The sequence below is a fragment of the Gallibacterium trehalosifermentans genome (genome assembly GCF_042433055.1).
Lineage (GTDB): Bacteria > Pseudomonadota > Gammaproteobacteria > Enterobacterales > Pasteurellaceae > Gallibacterium > Gallibacterium trehalosifermentans.
Map to the genome: position 1 here is coordinate 210,409 of NZ_JBHLWB010000001.1, position 25,993 is coordinate 236,401.

The 25,993-nt window shown below is 31.6% G+C and carries 22 protein-coding genes and 1 pseudogene; 15 read left to right on the forward strand and 8 right to left on the reverse strand.

The window, feature by feature from the left end:
* Positions 1-7 precede the first annotated feature (7 nt).
* The 12 genes and pseudogenes from ACFFHK_RS00950 to ACFFHK_RS01005 all read left to right on the forward strand — a co-directional run bounded on the left by ACFFHK_RS00950 (position 8) and on the right by ACFFHK_RS01005 (position 12,056).
* Positions 8-2,596 carry a glycosyltransferase gene (locus ACFFHK_RS00950; protein WP_382367923.1) on the forward strand — a complete coding sequence of 863 codons (2,589 nt, stop codon included), beginning with the start codon at positions 8-10 and terminating at the stop codon, positions 2,594-2,596.
* 3 nt (positions 2,597-2,599) lie between these two features.
* Entirely contained in the window at positions 2,600-3,502 is a 903-nt protein-coding gene (locus ACFFHK_RS00955) for a glycosyltransferase family 25 protein (RefSeq protein ID WP_382367926.1), read from the forward strand.
* A gap of 5 nt (positions 3,503-3,507) precedes the next feature.
* The gene (locus ACFFHK_RS00960; protein WP_382367929.1) at positions 3,508-5,031 is read left to right on the forward strand and encodes a lipopolysaccharide biosynthesis protein; all 1,524 of its coding nucleotides are present in this window, start codon (positions 3,508-3,510) and stop codon (positions 5,029-5,031) included.
* 34 nt (positions 5,032-5,065) lie between these two features.
* Positions 5,066-5,959 carry a hypothetical protein gene (locus ACFFHK_RS00965; protein WP_382367932.1) on the forward strand — a complete coding sequence of 298 codons (894 nt, stop codon included), beginning with the start codon at positions 5,066-5,068 and terminating at the stop codon, positions 5,957-5,959.
* The gene (locus ACFFHK_RS00970) at positions 5,944-6,927 is read left to right on the forward strand and encodes a glycosyltransferase family 2 protein (protein WP_382367935.1); all 984 of its coding nucleotides are present in this window, start codon (positions 5,944-5,946) and stop codon (positions 6,925-6,927) included. Before ACFFHK_RS00965 ends, ACFFHK_RS00970 begins: the two co-directional genes overlap by 16 nt.
* A 12-nt stretch (positions 6,928-6,939) precedes the next feature.
* Positions 6,940-7,896, forward strand: a complete 957-nt coding sequence (locus ACFFHK_RS00975) for a glycosyltransferase family 8 protein (RefSeq protein ID WP_382367938.1) — start codon at positions 6,940-6,942, stop codon at positions 7,894-7,896.
* A 35-nt stretch (positions 7,897-7,931) separates the two neighbouring features.
* Entirely contained in the window at positions 7,932-8,132 is a 201-nt protein-coding gene (locus ACFFHK_RS00980; RefSeq protein ID WP_382367941.1) for a cytidylyltransferase domain-containing protein, read from the forward strand.
* Positions 8,098-9,201, forward strand: a complete 1,104-nt coding sequence (locus tag ACFFHK_RS00985; protein WP_382367944.1) for a GDSL-type esterase/lipase family protein — start codon at positions 8,098-8,100, stop codon at positions 9,199-9,201. The genes ACFFHK_RS00980 and ACFFHK_RS00985 overlap by 35 nt, the downstream gene beginning before the upstream one ends.
* A 110-nt stretch (positions 9,202-9,311) precedes the next feature.
* Positions 9,312-10,064, forward strand: a complete 753-nt coding sequence (locus ACFFHK_RS00990) for a glycosyltransferase family 2 protein (protein ID WP_382367947.1) — start codon at positions 9,312-9,314, stop codon at positions 10,062-10,064.
* A gap of 3 nt (positions 10,065-10,067) precedes the next feature.
* A complete protein-coding gene (locus ACFFHK_RS00995) occupies positions 10,068-11,066 on the forward strand; it encodes a glycosyltransferase family 52 (protein ID WP_382367950.1) in 999 nt (332 codons plus the stop codon).
* A 322-nt stretch (positions 11,067-11,388) separates the two neighbouring features.
* Positions 11,389-11,835: pseudogene (locus tag ACFFHK_RS01000) on the forward strand (sugar transferase); the annotation flags it as partial.
* 11 nt (positions 11,836-11,846) lie between these two features.
* Entirely contained in the window at positions 11,847-12,056 is a 210-nt protein-coding gene (locus ACFFHK_RS01005; RefSeq protein WP_382367953.1) for a GDP-mannose 4,6-dehydratase, read from the forward strand.
* A 48-nt stretch (positions 12,057-12,104) separates the two neighbouring features.
* Here the strand turns inward: ACFFHK_RS01005 and ACFFHK_RS01010 are convergent, their stop codons facing one another.
* The 3 genes from ACFFHK_RS01010 to modF form a co-directional block, all read right to left on the reverse strand.
* Complete coding sequence (locus ACFFHK_RS01010; protein ID WP_382367956.1) at positions 12,105-13,247, reverse strand: 5-methyltetrahydropteroyltriglutamate--homocysteine S-methyltransferase; 1,143 nt, start codon at positions 13,245-13,247, stop codon at positions 12,105-12,107.
* Between the two features lie 133 nt (positions 13,248-13,380).
* On the reverse strand, positions 13,381-16,005 hold the full coding sequence (gene gyrA / locus ACFFHK_RS01015) for a DNA topoisomerase (ATP-hydrolyzing) subunit A (protein WP_382367959.1): 2,625 nt from the start codon (positions 16,003-16,005) through the stop codon (positions 13,381-13,383).
* An 86-nt stretch (positions 16,006-16,091) separates the two neighbouring features.
* Positions 16,092-17,558, reverse strand: coding sequence for a molybdate ABC transporter ATP-binding protein ModF (gene modF / locus ACFFHK_RS01020; protein ID WP_382367962.1), 1,467 nt, complete (start codon positions 17,556-17,558; stop codon positions 16,092-16,094).
* A gap of 173 nt (positions 17,559-17,731) precedes the next feature.
* Between modF and ACFFHK_RS01025 the strand changes: the two genes are divergently transcribed.
* Entirely contained in the window at positions 17,732-18,187 is a 456-nt protein-coding gene (locus ACFFHK_RS01025) for a LexA family protein (protein ID WP_382367965.1), read from the forward strand.
* A gap of 163 nt (positions 18,188-18,350) precedes the next feature.
* On the opposite strand, the gene ACFFHK_RS01030 is transcribed toward ACFFHK_RS01025, so the two are convergent.
* From ACFFHK_RS01030 to ACFFHK_RS01045, 4 genes are all read right to left on the reverse strand, one after another.
* On the reverse strand, positions 18,351-19,868 hold the full coding sequence (locus ACFFHK_RS01030; protein WP_382367968.1) for a DHA2 family efflux MFS transporter permease subunit: 1,518 nt from the start codon (positions 19,866-19,868) through the stop codon (positions 18,351-18,353).
* Positions 19,869-19,883: 15 nt separating this feature from the next.
* Positions 19,884-21,050 (reverse strand): EmrA/EmrK family multidrug efflux transporter periplasmic adaptor subunit, encoded by a 1,167-nt coding sequence (locus tag ACFFHK_RS01035; RefSeq protein ID WP_382367971.1) that lies wholly within the window; start codon positions 21,048-21,050, stop codon positions 19,884-19,886.
* 23 nt (positions 21,051-21,073) lie between these two features.
* Entirely contained in the window at positions 21,074-21,592 is a 519-nt protein-coding gene (gene mprA / locus ACFFHK_RS01040; RefSeq protein ID WP_382367974.1) for a transcriptional repressor MprA, read from the reverse strand.
* Positions 21,593-21,773: 181 nt separating this feature from the next.
* Positions 21,774-22,355, reverse strand: a complete 582-nt coding sequence (locus tag ACFFHK_RS01045) for an NAD(P)H-dependent oxidoreductase (protein WP_382367977.1) — start codon at positions 22,353-22,355, stop codon at positions 21,774-21,776.
* Positions 22,356-22,520: 165 nt separating this feature from the next.
* Between ACFFHK_RS01045 and hpt the strand changes: the two genes are divergently transcribed.
* Positions 22,521-23,060, forward strand: a complete 540-nt coding sequence (gene hpt, locus ACFFHK_RS01050; RefSeq protein WP_382367980.1) for a hypoxanthine phosphoribosyltransferase — start codon at positions 22,521-22,523, stop codon at positions 23,058-23,060.
* 22 nt (positions 23,061-23,082) lie between these two features.
* Here the strand turns inward: hpt and metX are convergent, their stop codons facing one another.
* Positions 23,083-24,168 (reverse strand): homoserine O-acetyltransferase MetX, encoded by a 1,086-nt coding sequence (metX, locus tag ACFFHK_RS01055; RefSeq protein WP_382367983.1) that lies wholly within the window; start codon positions 24,166-24,168, stop codon positions 23,083-23,085.
* A 305-nt stretch (positions 24,169-24,473) separates the two neighbouring features.
* Here metX and fumC point away from each other — a divergent pair, with 305 nt between their 5' ends.
* Positions 24,474-25,868 (forward strand): class II fumarate hydratase, encoded by a 1,395-nt coding sequence (fumC, locus tag ACFFHK_RS01060; protein WP_382367986.1) that lies wholly within the window; start codon positions 24,474-24,476, stop codon positions 25,866-25,868.
* Positions 25,869-25,993 lie beyond the last annotated feature (125 nt).

Consider the following 25,993-nt stretch of genomic DNA (forward strand, 5'->3'; position numbering starts at 1 on the left):
TTTCCCTATGATGGATAATCTTCTATTTTATCCATTAATAATCTGTTTCTTTTATAGTATCTTCTATCATTTTTGGTATAAAAAATTATTTTCTTTTAATCCTAGTGTAATAAAAATAATTGTTTTTTTTGTAATTGTTTATATTGTATCATTGTTTGTAAATATTTATTACTTTCCATATTATCAAGAATACTCAGTAAAAATAGAAGATGTTATTTATAATGTTAAAAATAATTTTTTTAAAATTTTCTATAATATAGGTTTTAATCTATCATTATCTGATAATTTTATTATTGGGTGGATTATTTTTAAAAGAAGTATAAAAGAAATTTTTGTTGATATAATTAGTACATTTGGATTGTTTTATTTAGTGTATTGCTGGTATCTCTCCTATGAAAGAAGAGGTTTTTATATATTCTGTCATGCAATTTTATCTTCTACTATTCTAGTTTTATTATATTCTATTGGGGAACTCCTTTATTTTCAAGGTAGTGAATCCGCTCTAAAATGGTTATTGGCCACAGCACCTTATTTGCATGTTGTTGAAAATGCTGGTGGTTATTGGCCTGTTAAATTAATACCTAATCAATTACATTCCATTTTTGCAGAACCTTCTTATCTAGGGATATATGGAAGTGTTGCTTTCCCTGTATTATTTTATTACTTTATAAAGTCTAAGTCATTATTTAATTGGAAAATTATTTTTTTATTATCTTCAATTATTTTTATTTTATTTTTAAGTCAATCTAGAACATCAATGCTACTATTTAGTATAGTTTTAATTTTGACTTTATTATTATCTTTTTCTATCAAAGATAAAGTTTACCTTTTTAAATTTTTATTATTGCTTCCTATTTCTATAACAATATTTTTTATATCATCTAAATATATAGATGCTTATATACTTAACCAAAATAAATCAGAAGCTATTAGAACTATTGAACAGACTGAAACAAATAAGCTTTATTCTCTAAACTCTAATTCATCATCAAATAGGACTATCAATAACTCAGCATCAAGTGGTATGGATTATTTTATTTCTAATAATATTACATCTTTATCACCATCATATAATGGTAGGAGTAATCACTCTAGGTATACTGTTATGAATGGTGATATAAATATATGGTTAAATAACCCTTTTTTTGGTGTGAGTAAGTTATTAAGAGATACCTATTTATTTAGTACTATAAAAGATAATAAAAAAGAAAATGAAGAGCTAGAAAACTGGCTTACCAATATTACTAATCAGGGGTTCTATATGAGTGGCTTCCCTTCTTTAGGATACTATACCTCGGAATTAGCGAGGGGGGGGGTATTTAGCTTATTAGTATTCTTATTTATTCCTCTATTCATATTATATAAATTTATTAGTTATTTATTTATAAATAAAACTTGTAATAAAAGTATAAAATTAGAAATAGGGATTATTAGTATAATTATAATCATTAGACTTATAGCGGGTATTACTGAACATATTAATATATTCTATATTTATTGGGTTGTTTTAGGACTAGCTTTTTCTTTTTATAAAGCAACAAAAATTGAAGCAGTAGATAATAAAAGTATTATAGCTTTAGTTAATGACCCTAGAATTAAAGTTAGTATTATTGTGCCTGTATATAATAAAGTTGCTTATTTAGAGAGATGCTTAGATAGTATAAGAAATCAGTTATATATAAATATTCAGGTAATTCTTGTTGATGATGGTAGCACAGATGGGTGTTCTGTCATATGTGATAATTATGCTAAATTGGATCATCGTTTTATTGCTGTTCATCAGCAGAATCAAGGTGTAAGTTCTGCAAGAAATACTGGTTTAGAAATTGCTGATGGTGAATATGTTACCTTTATTGATGCAGATGATTTGGTCGCACCAGAATATATATTATACCTTCTACATGCTGTACAAGAACAAAAATGTAAGATCTCTATGTGTTTAATTAGAATGGTTGATCAAGCAAAAAATAAGGAAAATATTAATGTAGTTGAAAATAAAAGCTTGTTCTCAAAAGATGGTTTTAATGAAAAAGTTTCTTTTAACCATAATTTTATTTTAACAGATAATTTATGTAGAGGACCTGGTGTTCTTTATTCTAGGGAATTGATAGGGAGTAGGAAATTTCCTATTGATACTCCAATAGGAGAAGATTTTTATTTTTTCTCTATTAATTTGATGGACTGTCCTTATATTGCATATTCTTATAATTATTTATACGGATATTGTATTAATCCATCTTCCACTATGTATTTGGATAAAAATTATCTTAATGAAGTTAATATATGGAATAAAGTGGCTAAAAATTTATCAACAAAATCCTTTTTTATTAAGTTAGCTATATATAAATCTTACGCCTTAAAATTATTTTTTATAACTAATGAAATATATCAAAAAGATAAATCTAAAGAGATAAAATGTGAAATTATCAAAAGACTTAGAAAAAATATTAAATATATTTATAATCCAATTTCTCTCTTTTTTGGGGAAAAGATTGGAATTGTAATTAGATTGTTTTATATTCTTTTTTGTATCTATCCACCTCTAGGAACATACTTATATCAGAAATATCACTTTATTAAGTATAGGAAACTTTAATATATGATAAATAATTTAAAATACACTAAATGGGTATTAAGTTTAGCTTCTGCAAAAGAAAGGCGTGAAAAATTTTTTTCTCAGAAGCACGCTAAGGACTTTAAAGTGTATAATGCTATCAATGGTAAATTAGAAAAAAACTTTATAGAAGAAAACTTTGATTTTAGCAAAGCAGAAACACTTTATCAGAGAAAGATATCTTTAGGCGAGGCTGCATGTACTTTAAGCCATTTAGCTATTTGGAAAGAAATAATAAAAGATGATGAGATAAAATTTTCTATTATTTGTGAAGATGATGCTGTATTTAGTGAAAGCTATCCAATCTTAGAAAAGATTTTAAGTGATTGGTTTGAAAGTGGAAGAATTAATGATGTTGCATTTATTATTTTTGGAGAGTCTAAAATTCCAACTTTTAATAGAAAGATAAGGCACCGTATTGGTTACCCTATGCAATTTTTTGCTCAAAAGTATAAACTTAATCAAAATTATAGTTGTAGTAGTTCTGTTTATGTAGGTGAGATATCTAAGAATTATACGTGTGGCACTGTTGGCTATGTAGTATCTAGTCAGTTCATAAAGAATTTAATGGCAAAAATGATTAACGACAAACCTTTTTGGTTAGCCGATGATTTTGAAGTAATTAGAACTTTAATTTCTAATAATGATTTGCTAACTGGAGCAAATATTTGGCATCTCCAGCCACGGTTAGTAAAAGAAGATCAAATATTGGTATCTGAATTAGAACAAGAGAGGAAGAACTTACAAAGAAAAGGAGTCTTTTATATTGTATGGCAATATGTCAAATTTATTTTAAAATGTCCAGTTTTATATACTTTTCTCCGTTGGAATACAATGAATAGGGCAAGGAAGAATAAAAAATTAGCTAATATCAAAAAGAGTTTATAAGTAAAATGAATAGAACTAATAAAAGTATAAAAAATATTTCTTATAATATATTCTTTTTTACTCTTGGAATAATATTAAGTTTCTTTTCTAGATCGCTATTTATTAAGTCATTAGGAGATGAACTAGTAGGGTTAAATATAACTATTAATAATGTTATTGGAATATTAAACTTATCTGAATTAGGAATTTATGCTGCAATTTCTTTTTTGCTTTATAAGCCTTTGCATGATAATGATAAAAATAGCATTATTGCGATTATGTCTTTATTTAAGAAACTCTATCGATATATTGGTATTTTTATTTTTATTTTTTCTATTATATTAACACCTTTTTTATCGTATTGGTTCCAAGAGGAAAATGTCATATGGTATTATCCTATCCTTGCTTTTTGGATTTTTATTTCTGGATCATTAAGTACATATTTTTTTAATTATCGGCAGGTTCTTTTTTGGGCTAACCAAGAGGGATATAAAGTTATATCTATCATAGAGTGGACAGCAAAATTAAAAACTGTTTTTCAAATAATTTGTGTTTTGGTTGTTAATGAAAATGAATACATTTATATTTATTGGTTAAGTTTAGAGCTGATAATGAATATTTTACAAGTAATATTTATTGAGAAAAAAATCAATCTAAACTTTTCTTGGTTAAACAGTGAACCTCATAGTTCAAAAGTTCAAGAGCTTAAACCAATAGTATACCGCCAAATTAAAAGGGTCTTTTGTTACCGAGTATCATCAGTATTAAATCTGCATATATCACCTTTATTTGTATATATATTTCTAACTCTCAAAGTGGTTACTAGCTACACTAATTATCTGTTACTAGTTAAATTACTTAATCAAATATCTCAAATGATTACTGGAGGAATTTTTGCCAGCCTAGGAAATTTAATGATTGAGAATAATAAAGAGAAAGAAAAAAATGTATTTTATGAATTCGCTTCTTTAAAAACTTTTTTAGGAGGCTTTATGGCATTTGGCTTTTTCTTTAATGTTGATTCATTGATTATACTTTTATTTGGGGAGGCATATCTTTTAGATAAAATAGATAAAATATTGTTAAGTATTTTTATATTTATTATGACTATTCGTGATATACCAGAGTCGTTTTTATTTGCTAAAGGAATTTATCAAGATGTTGGAGCACCTATAATAGAATTAATTATATATTTGGCTGGCTTGTTAATTCTTGGTTGGGCTATGGGATTGACTGGAATTATTATAAGCAATATTATTAGTTATCTGTTTATTTTAATCTGGAAGCCTATTTATTTAGAAAGGTTCTTTCATCATATTAGATATAAGAACTACTTTTATTTTATCTTTAAGAATATATTATTATTATTAATGACTTATATAATGTATGTTTATTTTTTAGATATTTTTGAAGGTTTGTATGGTTATAATATTATAATACTTCAGATTTTTTTATCTGGTATATTATTGGGAACTATTATGGTTATTTTGTTTTATATATTTAATAATTATTTTAGATTGTTATTAAAAAGAACTTTTACTTTTATATAGCTATTGATTTTTTAGTTAGTATAAGGAGAAGATAATGAAGTTATTTTCATATATAAATAAGCTAAAGAAGAAATTATTTTACTCCCCTGAATTTCGCTCACTTTTTAATGTTAGTCAAGAGGCAGAAAGTGTCAATCCTTTTGCTTTTATTAGAGTTCATAATGAAATACGTACGGTCAAAGCTTCATTAAGTAGTATTGAAGGGATTATAACAAGAGGTGTTATTGGTTATCATGATTGTACTGATGGGACAGAAGAATATATTCTACAATTTTGTGAACGTAATAAAGGGTTTATTCCTTATAAATATCCACACTCTATATGGCCTGCGGATGATTCCAGATATTTTGATGCCCAACAACCTAAGAATTCATGTTATTATTTGGATACTTATTATAATGCTGTATTAGATAAAATTCCTGATAATGAATGGTTAATAAAAATAGATTGTGATCAAGTCTATGATAGAGAACTTCTACAAGCAACTTTAAAAATGCCTAAAAATATAAAAGAGTGTATTTTTATTCCAAGGATTAATTTACATTATTATGATAAAAAATTTTATGTTTTGCGAAATATGCCATTATCTATAGAAAGAGATCATTGGCTTATATATAAAACACCAAAATTAAGATTTGAAATGAGCATTGGAATTGATTCACAAGGAAGAAAATATGCTTATGAATTATTGCAAGGATTATCTGATTTATATTGGATAGATACGGAAGTTATGCATTGGCATTTCCCATTAATGAAAAGCAGAAGAGAGGTGTTACAAAATAATGATGAAAATTTTGTTTTACTAGATGAAGCTAAGGAAAATTTATTAGTACCATATAAAAAGCTTTTACCTGCTAATATTATTAATACTCAATATATTACTCAATCTTTACAGTCTTATGGATTTCAATCATGGAAAAAATCATAAAAGATTGCTTTTTATCAATTATAATACCTATTTATAAGAATGCTGAGTATTTAGATGAAGCAATTAAATCTTGTATAGAACCAGATATTCAAATTGAAATTATTCTTGTGGAAGATGGTTATTCAGATATAACGAGAAAAGCAATTAAAGCTATATTGCAGAATAATTACTATAAAAATATATCTATCAAGGCTATTTATTTAGAAAAAAATATAGGAACATTTTTAGCTAGGAAAAAAGGTGTGCAGTCTGCTACTGGAAAATATATTACTTTTCTAGATGCAGATGATTATTTTATAAATAATGCTATGTCTGTGTTTTATGCCAAGTTAGTAGAACTAGAAAACAAGGATACTAGGTATGATGCTATATTATTTCAATATCAAAGAAATAATGTTCTTGTACCTAAATTTCCCGCAGAATCATCTAGTATAAACCAACAAAATTTAACATTTATTACTTATCTTAATAAATATTACAATCAGTTTATTTGGTCTTCTGCAGGAAAAATATATCATAAAGATATTTTATTGCAGGTATATAAAGATTTAGATGTTGTTACAGATCATTTGGTACTGGCTGAAGACTTATTGGTTTATACTATTGCAGCTAAATATATTAAAAACTTTTATATTCTTAATCAATCATTATACTTTTATCGAGTTCATTCACAATCTATAATGGAAAAAATAACAAAAGGAAGAAAAGTTTTTGTAATAAATCAATTAAATAAAATAGAATATTATTTGTTGCAAGAAACCCCAAAAAATAAGGAGTATGAAATTATCTTAAGAAAAGCAAAATTTAGATTGTCTATAGAAAAATTATATTGTAAGTGTGGATTTAAGCGTTCTGTTTTCTATTATATAGGCTATATATATTTTATGTTGAGGCATTTTTCAGTAGCTTATGTTTTTACTATATTCTATCAAATGCTGTTGTTAAAATTATCTATAAATAATAATTAATATAGGTGAAAAATGTTAAACTTAAAATTATTTCCTATTGTATTAACTTGTGATGATAAATATGCTAAGTATGCATCTGTAACCATTTCATCAATTTTAGAAAATCTTAATAAAGATTATTATTATGAAATTAATATCCTATCTGATTATATTTCATTTGAAAATCAGGAGATGATTCAATGGCAGGCAAGAAACATTGAGAATGTAAAGATAAAGTTTATTATATTAGATAATGTTAATAATGAGGATTTTTATCTTAATTCTTATATGACTGCAAGTACATATTTTAGACTGTTTATCCCTGCTGTATTTAAAGAGTATGATAGAATTTTATATTTAGATTGTGATCTTATTATTAATTCTGATATTTCTAATTTAATAGATATAAACTTTAATGGCGAGCTATTGGCTGCAGTTAGAGATGAGTATATTTTTAAATATCTAAAAGAAAATAATCCAAAAGAAGGATTTTGTTTAGATTACCTTAAAAATAAATTAAAAATGTTAGATCCTTATTCTTATTTTAATGCTGGAGTCTTAGTATATAATTTATTAGAAATTAGAAATCAATCATTAGAGATGGAGTGTTTAAATCTTCTCAAAGATATATCCAAACCATACTATCAAGATCAAGATATTTTGAATAGTTTTGTAGGAAGTCGTAAGGGGGGAGGTAAATTTATTTCTCATCTTTATAATGTTAATCCTGGTTTATATGTGCCACATTCAAATAGAAAGAGATTTATCTTAAAATTTATTTTCTTTAGATTTTTTAAAAAGAGCTCTTTTTTTATCTATCATTTTATTAGTTCTGAAAAACCTTGGGATACAAAAAGATTTGATGAAATCATATTTTATTATTATGTATTTAGTAAAAGAACACCTAAGAAATTTAAGAATGAAATAATGAAGAAGAGAAAAGTAAGTTGGCTTTATTATGCTCTTTTAAAAAGCATAATATTAATCTAATTTTTAAGAAATAGATATATGAGTATATTAAACGTATGAAAAAAATTGCAATTATTACAGCACGAGCTGGTTCAAAAGGATTACCTCAAAAAAATGTGCTATTAGCATATGGTAAACCATTAGTTGCTTATACTATTGAAGCCGCTATTAGTTCTCAACAGTTTGAAAAAATCATTATAACAACAGACTCTCAAGAATATATTGATTTACTTTCTCACTACCCCCCCCCCAGTTGAGTTTATTAAAAGAGCTGAACATTTAGCTACTGATAATGCAAGTTCTTTTGTTGTAATTGAGGATGTTTTATCACAATATCAAAATATTAAATTTGATTATTTTGTTTTGTTACAACCTACTTCACCTCTGAGGACTGCTAAGCATATTCAAGAAGCTTGTGAAAAATTTGAGAAAAATTATAATAATTTTGATTATTTAGTTTCTGTAAGTGAGGCTCACAAGCCAACTTCTTTAACTAGAATAATTGATAAAGACGAAAGTTTAAAATATTTTCAGTTAGATTATTCAAATTATACTCGCCAGCAATATCATTTAGAATATTCACCTAATGGCGCAATTTTTATAGCAAAACCAGAAGCTTATCTTTTACAAAAGCATTTTTATGGAGAAAGATGTCAAGCTTACTTTATGGATAAGTCTGTATCAGTTGATATTGATGATCGTTTGGATTTTGAGTATTTTTATTTTCTTCTTCAAAAGAAGAATAAAGAGACGCTTTTATTAAATTTAATAAAAGAACGAATCGAATATAAAAGATTTTTATTTGAGAAAAAAGAAGAAATTACCTTAATTGGGCACTCTATCTTAGAACAGTGGAATATTGATAATTTAAATGGAAAGAAAGTAAATAATCTGGCTATTTCTGATATATCAACAAAGGAATATATATCATTAATTCTAGAAAAAAATATGATTAGACAATTAGGGAAAAAAGTAATTGTGATGACAGGTATGAATGACATCATTAACCCTGAATGGACAAGTAACCAAGTATTGGAGGATATCCAAAGGCTTATTTTTAAATTAAAGAAAATTCGTTCTGATATAGAAGTTTATTTTTTAGAAATTATTCCAGTAGCATTAAGAGCTGATCGGAATAATGAAGATATTCGAATATTGAATGAAATTTTAAGAATTGGTCTGAAAGAAGTGGAATGGATTGAACTTAATAATACTTTTAGTGATGGTTATGGAAAATTAAATATTAGATATACAAATGATGGTTTGAATTTGAATAAAGAAGGCTATACTTTGCTGGAAAAAATTCTTAAAAGTAGAGTGTGTTAAATATAGATATATATTGCTATTAAAAAAATAAATAGTATAATAAGATTAATATTTTCTCATTTTTTGTATATTCCCCCCCCCCCCCCCCGCTATAAAAATAAGGAAACGTTATGTCTTCTTTGATTACGATTATTACACCAGTATATAATGCAGAAAAATATATTGAAACATGTATTCAGTCTATTTTAAAGCAAACATACCAAAATTGGGAGTTGCTTTTAGTAGATGACTGCTCAACAGATGGTAGTATTACTCTTATTACTCCATATTTAAAGGATAAAAGAATAAAATTATTGAAGACTATAAAAAATAGCGGGCCAGCAATAGCAAGAAATATAGCTCTCCAGCATGCTAAGGGAGATTATATAACATTTTTGGATAGTGATGATATTATTTTGGAAAATAAGATAAAAAATCAACTCCAATTTATGCTTAAACATAAGCTATATATTACTCATGGAAATTTTAGCTTTTGCAATGAAGCAGGAGAGGTAACTAAAGATGTTATAACATCAAACTCTATTGATTATAAGCTTCTTTTAAAAGGAAACCAATTTAAAATTATGACGGTGATGATTGATAGAACTATATTAGAAAATAAGTATTTTCCTCAGATAAAGCATGAAGACTATCAATTTTTTCTTAATATATTAAAGGAGGGATATTGTTCGATAAATTATTCTAATAATATAGAATCCTTATGTAGAGTTTGTTTAAAGTTGAATGGTAGTGTGTCATCAAATAAAATAAAAAGTGCATTATGGACATGGAATATATATTATAAATATCAGAAATTGGGGATTATAAAATCAATTTTTTATTTTGTTTGTTATGTGATTAATGGTATAAAAAAATATTATTAGACTATGAATTTAATAATTTGCACAACCCCTTTTCAGATGTTGTTAGCTGAGAAAATAATTGATGTTTATATAGAAGAGGAGTTCTTTTTAGTTGTTATTACAGATAACATGAATGATAAATATCAATATTATTATAATAAGTTGCTTAAAAAGGTAAAAAAAGCTATTTGTATAAAAACACTTCTTACACATAATATAAAAATTTGTAGAAATTTTTTTGATGTTCTAGATCTGTTATATTTTAGGTTGTATGGAGTTTATCTTGGTAATAGATCTTATAAAAAAATATTTTTAGCAAATGTTGAAAGTTTTAGAGTTCATATGTTTTTATCTGGTTTTAAAAATTATGAACTATATACATTTGATGATGGGACGGCAAATATTATTGAAGGTAGTCATCTTTATAAAGAAACATTAATAGGTGCTAAGAAGCGTTTGTTGATGAAAATTATAGGTAATAAATTATCATTATCTATATTAAAATCGAAGTCTAAATTACACTTCACTATATATAAAGACTTAAAAAACATTATTGATAATGTATATTGTATTGAACTTTTTTCAGATAAACTTGATAAATTAATCCAGAAAACTAACGCTAATTTTGATAATGTGAGTAAGGAAATTAAAATTTTTTTAGGGCAGCCACTTTATGAGTTTAATCCTATATTATATGAAAGAATAAGTAGTTATTTGAAATTATATAATATAGATTATTATTTTTCACACCCTAGAGAAACTAAATGTTATTTTTCTTCAGTAAAGTATATAGAAACAAGTTTGTTGTTTGAAGATTATTTATTAAAAGAGTTGATGGGGAAAGATGTTAGTATATCTGTATATACTATATTTAGTAGCAGCTTATTAAATATCATTAATTTTCCTAATATTACGTTATTTGCGATTTATGATAAGGAAGTTGAAAAGATGAAAGAGATTTATGAAATATTTAGAAAAAAGGGCGTTAATATTGTAAGTTATGGAGTTGACTCGAGAGTGTGAAGTATTATTTAAATTTTTAATTTATGAGAAATAACATTTTAACTATATTATTATGATAGTATGTACAAAAGAAAAATAACTAAATTTTTGTTGTTGGTGAATGATTTTATCCTTATTTATTTATCATTTTTTATAAGTGTTATGCTGATAAATTCATTTACTAATAACCTATATAATTATTTACCAAAATCCGAATACCTACAAAGAGAACTTATTCATATTGTATTATCTTTCCTGTGTGTGGGGTGGTTTTGGGCTAGATTGCGCCATTATACTTACCGAAAACCATTCTGGTTTGAATTAAACGAAATTATTAGAACAATGTTTAAAATTTCGCTCGATGGTTTTAAATTCAAATGAAGTTTTACAAGAAGTATTAGCAACAGATCCCGTTGCCCGTGCGGAGTGGGAAAAAGATTTTAAACTAAAGCAGGATCCAAGAATTACAAAAATAGGACATTTTTTAAGAAGAACAAGTTTAGATGAATTGCCACAGCTATTTAATGTATTAAAGGGGGAAATGAGCTTAGTCGGACCAAGACCAATCGTGAAAGATGAGCTAATAAAATATCATGATGATATTGATTATTATCTGATGGCGAAACCTGGTATGACGGGTTTATGGCAAGTGAGTGGGCGTAATGATGTCGATTATGCCACGCGAGTTTATTTTGATTCTTGGTATGTAAAAAATTGGTCGTTGTGGAATGATATTGTGATTTTATTTAAAACAATTAAGGTTGTATTAAATAGAAGTGGGGCTTATTAATATTTAAATTTATGCGATATTTTATTACAGGCGGAGCTGGATTTATCGGTTCCGCCGTGATTCGTTATATTTTTCATTCAACTCCTCATCAAGTGATTAACCTTGATAAACTTACTTATGCGGCGAATTTACCTTTTCTAGCAGCAATCCAATCTCATCAACGATATTCTTTTGAGAAAGGGGATATTTGTGATCGTGAATTAATAATAAGCTACATCTGAAAAAGATGTAGCTTAGTTATTGTATAAGTTAAAACTAACTAAATAAGTCTATCTTCCCCAAACTTCTTCGCTGATTTCACGGATAAATTCAAGTTTTTTCCATTGTTGTTCTTCGGTGAGAATATTACCTTCTTCGGTGGAAGCAAAGCCACATTGTGGACTTAAACAGAGTTGGTTAATGTCGACATATTGTGTCGCTTCTTTAATGCGTTCAATAATTGCATTTTTATCTTCTAACTCACCACTTTTCGAGGTAATTAACCCTAGTACGACTTGTTGATCTTTAATAAAACGAAGTGGTTTGAAATCACCAGCACGATCACTGTCATACTCTAGGAAGAAGCCATCTACTTTACAGTGTCCAAACAAGGTCTCTGCTACTGGCTCATAACCACCAGAAGAGAACCAAGTAGAACGGAAGTTACCACGGCAAATGTGCATGGTAATTGTCATATCTTCTGGTTTATCTTTGATTGCTTCATTAATTAAGTTGACATAATCTTTGGCTAATTGCTCTAGATCAACACCACGTTCAACATAGGCTGCACGTTTCTCTTCTGAGCATAATTCTCCCCAACTGGTATCATCTAATTGTAAATTACGACAACCAAGAGCATAAAATTTAGCGATTGCATCACGGTAAGCTTGTGCAAGATCAGTTAATAGTTGTTGTGGATTATTTTTGTAGAGATCGATTGGTTGATATTCTACTTCACGCACAATACAAATTAAGTGCAGCATCGTTGGTGATGGAATTGTAAATTTAACAGGGAAATCACCAGCAATTTGTTGTAATGATTGGTAATGGTCTAAGAATGGGTGATTACCAAATTGGACTTTTCCTGTAATTCTTAAGGTTCTTGGGCGAACATTATGGTGTTTAAATTGTACGGAGAATTTTTTTGCATCAACTTCTTCAACGCCATCTAAGCCTGAGAGGAAATCCATATGCCAGAATGTACGGCGGAATTCACCATCTGTTACTGCGTGTAAACCAACTCGTTTTTGGTGTTCAACTAATTTGCTAATTTCTTGGTCTTCAACATTTTTTAGATCTGCACAACTAATATCACCGCATTGGCATTGGCTACGCGCCAGTTTTAGTGTTTCAGGACGCAGAAAACTTCCAACAATATCAAAACGGTATGGTGCTTTCGTGCGTTGTGTTGCATTTGGAAATAATTTACTCATTTTCTCTACCTCATAATAAATTATTAATTAGACGTTTAGATGTCTAGACATAAAATACTGTACTTTGAATAAGGAATCAAGGGAATTAAAAGAAAAAGGCGACTCTCGCCGCCTATCGTCTTTATGGAGATGATTATTCGGTTGTATCCTCGCTATTTTCATCATCACAGACACGTTCCATACTGACAACCTGTTCTGTTTCTGATGTACGAATTAGGCGAACACCTTGAGTATTTCGACCAACTAGGCTAATTTCTGCAACACGTGTACGCACTAACGTGCCTGCATCAGTAATCAACATAATTTGATCGCTTTCTTCAACTTGCGTTGCGGCAACAACCTTACCATTACGTTCACTCACTTTAATGGAAATAACCCCTTTTGTATTGCGTGATTTAGTTGGATATTCTGTTAACGCAGTACGCTTACCATAACCATTTTGTGTTGCAGTAAGAATTGCGCCATTGGTTTTTGGTACAACAAGTGAAACAACTTTATCAATAGTTAAATCTAGAGTTTGTTCACTTTCATCACTGCTGTCTTCTGCATCATTCTCTTCATCAGAAATATCATTGGTTAAGGCAAGTTTGATGCCTCTTACACCAGCTGCGGTTCTGCCCATTGCACGGACAGCATTTTCGTCAAAGCGAACCACGCGGCCTTGAGCAGAGAAGAGCATAATTTCATTATTGCCTTCGGTAATATCTACACCGATTAATTCATCATCTTCACGTAAATTCACCGCAATAATGCCACTAGCACGAGGACGGCTAAATTCAGTAAGAGCGGTTTTCTTCACTAATCCACCAGCGGTTGCCATGACAATAAATTTGTCTTCGGCGTATTCTTTCACTGGTAAAATAGCAGTAATGCGTTCATTCTCTTCAAGTGGTAATAGGTTAACGATTGGGCGACCTCTTGCTCCACGGCTTGCTTGAGGTAACTGATAAACTTTCAACCAATAGAGACGACCACGACTTGAGAAACAGAGAATGGTATCGTGTGTATTGGCAACCAACAATTTTTCGATGAAATCCTCTTCTTTCATCTTCGTGGCTGATTTACCTTTGCCTCCACGGCGTTGAGCCTCATAGTCAGAAAGTGGTTGATATTTCACGTAACCTTCATGCGATAAGGTTACAACAACATCTTCAGGGTTAATTAAGTCTTCTAGGTTAATATCACCACTGCTTGCGGTAATTTCTGTTAAACGGGTGTCATTATATTGTGCTTTAATTTTTTCTAACTCTTCACGAATGACTTCCATTAAACGTTCTGGGCTATGTAAGATGTGTAATAATTCCGCAATGACATCAAGTAAAGATTTATACTCATCTAAGATTTTTTCATGTTCTAAGCCAGTGAGTTTTTGTAGGCGTAAATCTAAAATGGCTTGTGCCTGAGCTTCACTTAAATAGTAAACACCGTCGCGAATACCTAGATGTTCATCAAGATCTTCTGGTCGAGCTGCATCAACGCCTGTTGCGGCTAACATCGCTTCCACATTGCCTAATTGCCACGGTTTAGCTAATAAAGATTCTTTTGCTGCTGCAGGTGTTGGAGCAGTGCGAATTAACTCAATAATTGGATCAATATTGGTTAACGCAATGGCTAAACCTTCTAAGATATGCGCGCGTTCACGTGCTTTGCGTAATTCAAAAATAGTACGACGGGTAACGACTTCGCGACGATGAAGAACAAAGGCCTCAATTAATTCTTTCAGATTTAGTAACTTAGGTTGTCCATGGTCTAGAGCAACAATATTAATCCCAAAGGTAACTTGTAATTGTGTTAAAGCGTATAAGTGATTAAGAACAATTTCGCCGACTGCATCACGCTTGATTTCAATCACGATACGCATACCGTCTTTATCAGACTCATCACGTAATCCGCTAATGCCTTCAACTTTTTTCTCTTTGACTAATTCAGCAATTTTTTCAATTAAACGTGCTTTATTTACTTGATAAGGAATTTCGTGAACAATAATTGTTTCGCGTCCTTTATCATCGGTTTCTATTTCTGCTTTTGCACGAATATAAATTTTGCCTCGCCCTGTTTTGTACGCTTCTTCAATCCCTTTTTTGCCATTAATAATCGCCGCTGTTGGGAAGTCTGGTCCAGGAATATAGGTCATTAATTCATCAATCGAAATTTGATCGTTTTCGATATACGCTAAGCAACCATCAATCACTTCGCCTAAATTGTGTGGTGGAATATTTGTCGCCATACCAACAGCAATACCGCTGGAACCATTTACTAATAAAGCAGGGATTTTGGTAGGTAAAACTTCTGGAATCATTTCCGAACCATCATAGTTCGGTTGATAATCAACAGTTTCTTTTTCCAAGTCAGCGAGTAATTCATGAGCAATTTGTGTCATACGAGCTTCGGTATAACGCATTGCAGCAGGAGAATCCCCATCGATTGAACCAAAATTACCTTGACCATCAACTAGGGGATAGCGTAATGAGAAAGGTTGTGCCATACGCACTAAAGTATCGTAAACCGCAGAATCCCCATGAGGGTGATATTTACCGATAACGTCCCCAACAATACGGGCGGATTTACGGTAAGGTTTATTATAGTCATTTCCCCCCACTGCCATTGCAAACAGGACACGACGGTGTACTGGTTTCAAGCCATCTCTTACATCTGGCAATGCACGGCCGACAATGACGGACATAGCATAATCAAGGTAAGAAGACTTCATTTCTTCTTCGATATTAACGGGAATAATATCTTTTGCTAAATCGCTCATTTAGACATTTCCTATAGTTTGAATTTCGTCAAAAACAGTTGTCGAGTATAGCATGAAATGCCAGTTATCCATAGGAAAAACCTGTATTAATTATGATTTGTTACCTTTTGACAAAGATAATAATATCCTTGCTCGGCTGGACAAAATTCAAAAATGCGATTAATGCAATTTGGTTTATCTTCTAAATGATGTGAGACAAAGAATAATTGTGTATGACTATTCTGAATAAGTTGATCAATAAAGGTTAAAACGAGATGTCGATTTAGCGCGTCTAATCCCATCAATGGCTCATCTAAAATAAGAATAGGCGGCTGTTTCACTAACGCACGAGCAATTAACAATAATCGTTGTTGTCCCCAAGAAAGCGCTCGAAATGGGGTGTTAGCAAATTTTTCCATATTGATGCGTTGTAACCATTGTAAAGCATTGAGGCGTGTATTTTCGTCTATATGTTGATACACGCCAATAGAGTCAAAATACCCAGAAATAATTACCATCAAGGCTGAACAGTTTACCCGATAATCAAGATGAAAATGATTACTTAAAAAGCCAATATATTGTTTAATTTCCCACACTGTTTCGCCACTGCCACGCTGCTTACCAAATAGTTTAACTTTATTATTGAATGCTTGTGGGTGATCACCATTGATAAGGGAAAGAAGCGTTGATTTTCCACAACCATTTGGTCCTTTAATCCACCAATGTTCACCTGTTTTGACTTGCCAATTTAATTTATCCAAAATAATTTTGTCGCCATATTTCACTGTAACTTCGGATAAATCAAAAATAGTGTCTAGTTTTTCAGGTAACAAAATTCTTGGATTTGCTGGAGGGGGGATCGGTATGTGAGTTGATTTTTCTGCATAGCATAACTGATTAAATATATCGCTATTTAATATCAGTTGTGTAGGTTGTTGAGTAATTAATTGGCATTGATGTAATAAGGCAATGGAATCAGCCCAAATTGGGATATCAGTTAAACGATTAATGACTAATACAATAGTTAAATGCTGTTTTAATTGAGATAACAAGGTGAGCCATTGCTGTTGAGAGGCAAAATCAAGCCCTTCAAAAGGTTCGTCAAGAATTAAGAGATCAGGTTGTTCAATTAAGGCTTTAGCAAGTAATATTTTACGAGCTTCGCCAGTCGATAATAGTTTAAACGGTCTATCCAATAATGTTTCAATACCAATACGCTTTGCAATAGCTGTTAATTGATCATTAGACGCTGAGGAACCAGTTAAGATGATTTGTTGAGCTGTTTTTCCATGATCGTCAGGGCTAACACTATCATTATTTAAATCACGATAAATTTGTTCTAGTAGTAGTTGCTGTTGGGCAAGAGAGACTAAAGAAATCTTTTGAAAATCATTGGTATATTGACCAGAATAAGGAGGTTGGTATTGGCTAATAAATCTGCTTAATGTACTTTTTCCACTGCCATTATGCCCAACAATAATCGTAAAACTTTTTTCTTGTAGTTGGAATTGATCAACATATAACCATTGTTGTGAGGTAATTCTCATTTTTGCTTGCTTTAGGTGAACTTGCATTTATCTCATTCCTTTATTTCAATCTTCAGTAGTTTAATCAACTTTTATTTCGCTGCCAATGTTGAAAGGTATTTAACCAACATTTCACGAAAAGCAAAAAAATAGTTGAATACTGTATTCATATACAGTAAATTATACTGTATAAATAAACAGTGATTTGGTGGAGATGGTTTATGCAGATGCAAGCTCATTCAATGTTCAATATGGAACAACAAAAATACTCTTATCTTCCTTTGCCGTTATATGATGATTATCCACGAAAAGAATTTTTTAATAAGCAAAGTGATATACATTATCGAATGGATCTCAATCTATATTGTATTCAGAAACCTCAAGAAACTTTTTTCATGCGGGTGAAAAATGAGAATTTAGCTGCATGGGGGATTGATATTGGTGATATGTTGATTATTGAAAAAACAACCAATTTACAGCTTGGCGATCTCGTTGTTATTGAACAAGAACAAGGATTACAGCTTTATGAATTTTTTGCTAAACAGGACGGAAAATTTGTTTTCTTTTCTCTAGATTCCCGATATCCAAATATTTCTGTAACGCAATTAACAGCACTAAATCTACAAGGTGTGGTGGTCAGTACTATTCATCGTTTGCAAAAACGCCGTGTCGCTTAAAACATTATCGCTGTCATAGAAAAACAAAATACCTGCAAATTTTAAATAGTACAAAACCCCTTTTAATAGCGTAGTAATAGCACGATAAAAGAGGTTTTTAATAACATAATAGATTATTGTCGAAAAGAAATATTGGACTTGTGAGCTAAATGATTGGTAGATATTAGTGCTGGGAACTAAATGGTGGTTTAGCTAACCAAATTATGACAAACAGTAACATAAAAGCGATAGCTGAAATATAGAATATTTCGTTGGCACCAATAATTAAACCTTGTTGTGTAATCTGGCTAGCGAGATAAGCTGTAGATTGCGTATCATTTAATCCTTTATCAGCCATTGATTGAAAATATTGTTGAGCTATTGGATTATATGGCGTAATGTTTTCTACCATTTGTCCATGGTGTAACGCTTCACGGTTATACCACATAAAGGTAGTGAGCGAAGTTCCGATTGATCCTGCAAGGGTTCGCAAAAAGTTAAATAAACTTGAGGCTGATGCAGTTTGTTCTGGTTTTAAGCCTGATAAGGTAATGGTGGTTAATGGCATAAAGAAACAAGCTACTGCGATACCTTGAATAAATTGTGGTAATGCTACAGCAGCAAAGTCCATTTCTGGTTCAAAGGTTACCGCACGCCAATGAAATGTGAAAGCATAGACAAAGAAGCTAATGGTAACTAATAAGCGCATATCTACTTTATAACCAAAACGTCCAATAATCGGGGAAAGTAGGAGAGGAAATAACCCGATTGGTGCAGTTGCTAGCCCAGCCCAAGTCGCAGTATAGCCATAAACCTGTTGTAATAACAATGGAATTAATACGACTGACCCTAGATAGATTAAAAAGGCTAGCGAGGTACACAAACAACCTACGGTAAAATTTCGCTTTTTAAATAATGAAATATCAACAATGGGGTGTTTTTCGCCTAATTCCCAGATGATTAGTGCAATCAAGCCAATAACAGCAACAATAGCTAGTATGACAATTTCTGTTGAATTAAACCAATCTTCCTCACGTCCTCTATCGAGCATAAGTTGTAAGGCGCCAACACCTAATATCAGTAAAATCAATCCAACACTATCAATCGGTTGTTGATAAGTTTTAGTTTCTTTATCACCTAATGTAATTTTGGTAAAGAGAATAACCAATATACCTATTGGAATATTAATAAAGAAAATCCAACCCCAATGAAAATCATCACTTAACCAACCACCTAAAATGGGACCACAAATTGGCGCAATGACAACCGTCATAGACCAGAAAGCTAATGCCATTGCACGACGTTGTGGTGGATAATTATTCAATAAGAGGCTTTGAGAGAGTGGGACAATGGGACCTGCTGCTAATCCTTGGATAATACGGCAGGCAATGAGCATATTTAATGAATGTGAAATCCCACATAACCATGAAGCAATCACAAAGATGAGTACAGAGATAAGGAAGAGTTTGACTTCACCAAAACGACGAGCTAACCAACCAGTAATTGGAATAGCAATCGCATTGGCTACGCCAAAAGAGGTGATGACCCATGTGCCTTGCGAACTTGAAGCACCTAAGTCTCCCGCAATAGTAGGAATAGCGACATTCGCAATCGTTGAATCAAGGACTTGCATAAATGTTGCTAAAGCAAGCCCAAGTGTCATCATAACTAATGCTCCACCTTTGATCGGTGCTGTATTCATAGTAATTTTCCTTAATCAATGACTATTTTGTTGAATTATTTTAATAATCTCTTGATTAATGGGGGCTAAATCATAGTGTAGCGTATCGGTTTCATAACGTGTTTCTGTCCGCGCTTTGTTTGGTAAAACATCGCCATCACGGTTAGATGTATTTACTTCAACCGTTGCCGAAAGACCAATCCGTAATGGATATTTCTGAATTTGTTCAGGATCGAGTTCAATACGGACAGGTAAGCGTTGAACTACTTTGATCCAGTTGCCTGTTGCGTTTTGTGCTGGCAATAATGAAAAGGCACTGCCTGTTCCTGCATCAATACCAACAACTTTTCCTGCAAACTCGACGCTCTCTCCATAGAGATCAAATACAATAGTGGCTGGTTGATTTAAACGAATATTTGTGAGTTGGGTTTCTTTAAAATTTGCCTCTAGCCAAATTTGATTTAAAGGAACAACAGCTAATAATGGAGAACCTGCTTTGATACTTTCTCCTACTTGCACACTACGTTTGGCTACATAGCCTGTAACTGGGCTAATAACTTTTGTCCGTTGTAAGGTTAACCATGCTTGACGCACATTATCCGCAGCTTGAATGACATTGGGTTGCTGGTCAATAGATGTATTTAACAATAGTGCTTTAGTTGCATTAAGCTGTGCTTGGACTGCAGCAAGATCACTTTTGGCTATAGTTACTGCATCGATTGCGTGTTGATAACTTTCTTTTGATACAGCACCAGTTTTATTTAAAGATTGTCGGCGGGCAAGATCTTCTTCTGCTTGTTGTAGTGCAATTTTTTTGGCTTCTAATAATGAGCTTAATTGTTTTTCAGTAAAAACGAGCTGGTTAGTTTTACGAACGACGTCAGCGAGTGTATGTTTTGCTTGCGAAAGTGCAAGTTTAGCATCAGTATCATCAAGTTGGAGTAACACATCGCCTTTCTTCACTAAATCAGTATTTTCTGTATTTAGTTTAGCTACACTACCAGATACTTGGGCGGAGACTTGAATGATGTTGCCTGTAACATAAGCGTCATCAGTTTCAGTGAAATTTTTGACAAAAAAGAGCCAATAAACAAAACTAATGATTGAAATAATTAATAATAAAACAACAAAGGAAACAAGATGTTTCCTTCTGGTTTTATGACGAACACTATTTTTTTTGTCTTGTTCGGAAATCTCTGACATATCTATGACCTTAAATATTAGGATTATATTCTATGTTGAAGATTGTATTCTTCTAAGCGTCGAGAAAGTTTAAGTAATAAACGGCGAAGTGTTTGAATCTCTTTGTCTGTTAAAGCACTAAAAATAGATCCCATTAACTCCCATTGATGAGGAAAAATCTCTTTTAAAAATTCATGCCCTTTATCATTGATACGTAAACTAAAACAGCGACGATCTTCAGGGACGGTAATGCGATCAATCCAGCCTTTGTTGACCAGTTCATCTGAAATTCGAGTTGCATTGGTACGTGAAGAACCTAAAATTTCACTAAGGCGAGAAGGTTGGATTTCATGGTTAGGTTGGAGATAGGTAACGATTAATGCTTCAAAAAGTGTGTGGTTTAGTCCAACTTCTTTAAGTAGATGATTTCGATGTTCAAGGTAGTTGCTATTAACGTTAAATAATAAACGCACTAAGATGATTTGATCTAAAGGCATATTAGGAAAGTCTTCAGAATACATCTTAATGACGTTGTCGGTGTCAGATAATAATTGCTTAATCATAAATTACCCCAGCTAGATAGTATTTAGTAGAACAGTAAACAATGTAATAATAACTTGTAAAATTATATTTGGTCAAGTGTATCCAGATAGGTGAGAGAGTTTCTAGCAATAATAATAAATAGTTGAAAATACCTATTCATAATAATAACCTGTTCGTTAAGTGATTAGGTAAGAGACTTATTTAACTATATTGTGCAATAACGTTTTTCACTTTTGATAAAAGCGCTTTTCTAGCTAGATCGTCAATGATGTGAATATCCCCAAAGAAATGATGTTGTATATCAGTAATACCACAGTAATTGAATAAACCATTGATGAGTGTTGTCTCTAAAGCTGTCAAGAAACCTTTTTCTTGATATGTTTGAGTATTATTTCCTAAGGTAATGAATTGTAACATTTTTTTGTTATTTAATAAGCCACGACTCCCTGTTGCACTTGTTTCGTAGGCAAACCCATGACTTAATACCCGATCTAAATAACCTTTTAAAATTGCAGGAAACCCCAGCCACCATAAAGGATAGACTAAAGTGATTAGATCTGCTTGGGTGATAAATTGTTGTTCTTGTAGAATATCAGGTGGGAGGTTGCCTAGATTGATTTGGTTAAACTCCTGCCAAGTGAGAACAGGGTTAAAGTTTAGTTGATAAAGATTACGAATGATTACATTCATATTAGCAAGTTTAGAGGCTGTAATAATTTCATCTAAAATGGCGTGGTTAAAACTTTGTTCATTAGGGTGTGCATAAATAATAAGATGATTCATGGGGTGTTCCAAGTGAGTAAAAGTTGAGAATAAGGATCTTATTGGAATGCTTGATTAAGTGCAAGTTTGGGTTACTTGGAAAGAATTTGGTTTGTCTATTTTTTATTGTATTGATTTTCGGTATAGTAGCGCAGTTTGTTGTCATGGTAAGAGTAGGAGAAAATAATGAAGAAGCATCATATTGAAACATTAATTCCAGAAAATGAAATACATTCAAGAATTAAGGCATTAGGACAGGAAATTACCCACTATTATCAACATAAACAAAGTAAAGGGGTATATGTGGTTGGGTTGTTGCGTGGCTCATTTATGTTTATGGCAGATTTAGTGAGAGAAATTGAGTTACCAGTAGAAGTAGATTTTATGACAGCATCAAGTTATGGTAGCAGTATGACGACTAATCATGATGTAAAAATTGCGAAAGATTTAGAGGGGGATATTAAGGGGAAAGACGTTTTAATCGTTGAAGATATTATTGATACAGGATATACCTTAGATAAAGTACGGCAAATTTTGTCTTTACGGGAACCTAACTCATTAACGATTTGTACTTTATTAGACAAACCCTCTCGGCGAGAAGTTGAGGTAAATGTAGATTGGATTGGATTTACGATTCCAGATGAATTTGTCGTAGGCTATGGGATTGATTATGCACAACAATATAGACAATTAGGCTATATCGCAAAAGTGGTGTTAGAAGAATAATGTTGATTATGGAGAGATGGTACTATGCGACCATTTCTCCTAACCCACGACGGATTTTTGGGGCAAAAAATTCATAATCAACTAAAAAAGCATCATGACCAAAATCAGAAGTAATTTCATTGTAATAAAGATCGACCTCTGCTTTCTCTAATAATTGACGACTCTTTTCTAAATCAACTAATTTAAATAATTGATCATTTGTTACGGCAATTAACGTGTATTTGGCTTTGATCCTTGATAAGGCTTCAACTGCATTATTATAACCAATCGCAGGATCATATAAATCTAAGGCGCGCATGAGTTGTAAATAACTATTAGCATCAAAACGTTCTAAAAATTTTTTCCCTTGGTAACTTAAATAAGACTCTACTTGAAAATAATCACCTAAAAAATTACCTTCTTGCTTAATTGCTCGCCCAAATGCTTTAGTCAACTGGATATGGGTTCGATAAGTGAGCATTCCTAACATTCTTGCTGTTGCTAGACCTTGAGCAGGTGGGTTGCCTTGGTAATAATGACCTTGATTAAAGTTAGGATCTTGTACGATAGCTTGGCGCATAACATGATTAAAACCAATCGCTTCAGCACTCATATAAAGAGATGAACATAAATTAACCACATGATCCATAAAATCGGGATAACTAATTGCCCATTGTGTTGCTTGCATACCACCAAATGATCCACCGATCACGGCGTGCAAATGAGTGATACCTAATTGATCAAGTAATGCTTTCTGTACTTTTACAATATCTTGAATCGTAATTTGTGGGAAATCGCCGCCATAAGGTATTCCTGTCTCGGGGTTAATGCTCATTGGTCCTGTTGTTCCTTTACAGCCACCCAATACATTTGAACAGATAAAAAAGTACTTATCGGTATCTAATGCCATGCCAGGTCCCATAAAATTTTGCCACCAACCTTTTTGTTGGCTATCCGCAAAATAAGGTTCAGCATCGCCAGTTAACGCATGACAAATTAAAATAATGTTATTTTTTTGTGAGTTTAAATTGCCATATGTTTGGTAACAGACAGTAATGTTTTTTAGTGAACCACCGAAGGTAAGAGTAAGCGCGGAGTTTGTAAATAGCATAAGTTGTTGCGCAGACATTTGATTTCCTAAAATAGCATTATTTTTTGTTAATGAGATGATAAGTTAGCGATCAGAGGGAATAAAGTCAAGAAATTTTAGATGTCTAAACATCTAGAAAGTTAAACATCTAAACGTCTAATAAATAATGGTACAAAAAGCGATAAAAAGTTGTATATAAAATACTCATTAGCTTTATTATCGAATTCTATTTTTATGATCTACGTCATAAAATAAAAATTTTCATTGTGTCAGAAATTTAATTTGTACCTCTTGGGTGTTACAATTTTTCTACTTTTTATAATTAATTATTAGAGGTCAATCTTATGGAATTTAGAATTGAACATGACACTATGGGTGAAGTGAAAGTGCCAGCAGATAAATATTGGGCTGCGCAAACTGAACGTTCACGTAACAACTTTAAAATTGGACCAGCCGCTTCTATGCCAGCTGAAATCATTGAAGCATTTGGTTATTTAAAAAAAGCAGCTGCATATGCAAACCATGATTTAGGTGTGCTTCCTATTGAAAAAAGAGATCTCATTGCCCAAGCTTGTGATGAAATTTTAGCAAATAAATTAGATGATCAATTCCCACTTGTTATTTGGCAGACTGGTTCTGGTACACAATCAAATATGAATGTGAATGAAGTGGTAGCAAATCGTGCACACGTATTAAATGGTGGAAAATTAGGTGAAAAAAGTGTGATTCACCCAAATGATGATGTGAATAAGTCGCAATCTTCTAATGATACTTACCCAACTGCAATGCACATTGCAGCATATAAAAAAGTTGTTGAAACCACGATTCCAGCAGTAGAACGTTTACAAAAAACCTTTGCCGAGAAAGCGGCGAAATTTACTGATGTGGTAAAAATTGGACGTACACATTTAATGGACGCAACGCCATTGACATTAGGTCAAGAGTTTTCTGCTTATGCGGCACAGCTTGATTTTGGTTTGAAAGCATTAAAAAATACGTTACCGCATTTAAGACAACTGGCATTAGGTGGTACCGCAGTAGGTACGGGGTTAAATACACCAAAAGGTTATGATGTAAAAGTTGCAGAGTATATTGCGCAATTTACAGGTCTGCCATTTATTACTGCAGAAAATAAATTTGAAGCATTAGCCACTCACGATGCCGTTGTTGAAACACACGGAGCATTAAAACAATTAGCGGTTTCACTTTATAAAATTGCTAATGACATTCGTTTATTAGCTTCTGGTCCACGTTCAGGTATCGGTGAAATTTTAATTCCTGAAAATGAACCTGGTTCATCTATTATGCCAGGGAAAGTGAACCCAACCCAATGTGAAGCGATGACGATGGTATGTGCGCAAGTATTAGGGAATGATACCACTATTTCTTTTGCTGGTTCACAAGGACATTTCCAATTAAATGTATTTAAACCAGTGATGGCGTATAACTTCTTACAATCTGCACAATTATTAGCCGATGCGTGCATTTCATTTGATGAACACTGTGCAGTTGGTATTGAGCCAAACTATCCACGCATTAAAATGCAATTAGAAAACTCATTAATGTTGGTTACTGCATTAAATACCCATATTGGTTATGAAAAAGCAGCGAAAATTGCGAAAACTGCACATAAAAATGGTACAACCTTACGCGAAGAAGCGATTAACTTAGGGTTTGTTACCGCAGAGCAATTTGATGAATGGGTTCGTCCTGAAGATATGGTAGGTAGTTTAAAATAAAACTGCTTTATCAGTTTATATAAATTAAATATGAGGGTACTTAGGAATAAGTACCCTTAGTTTTTTGGTAAACCTAATTTTGATAATTAATCTCTATAAATGTTAGTGGGGCGCCTTTTAGGGTG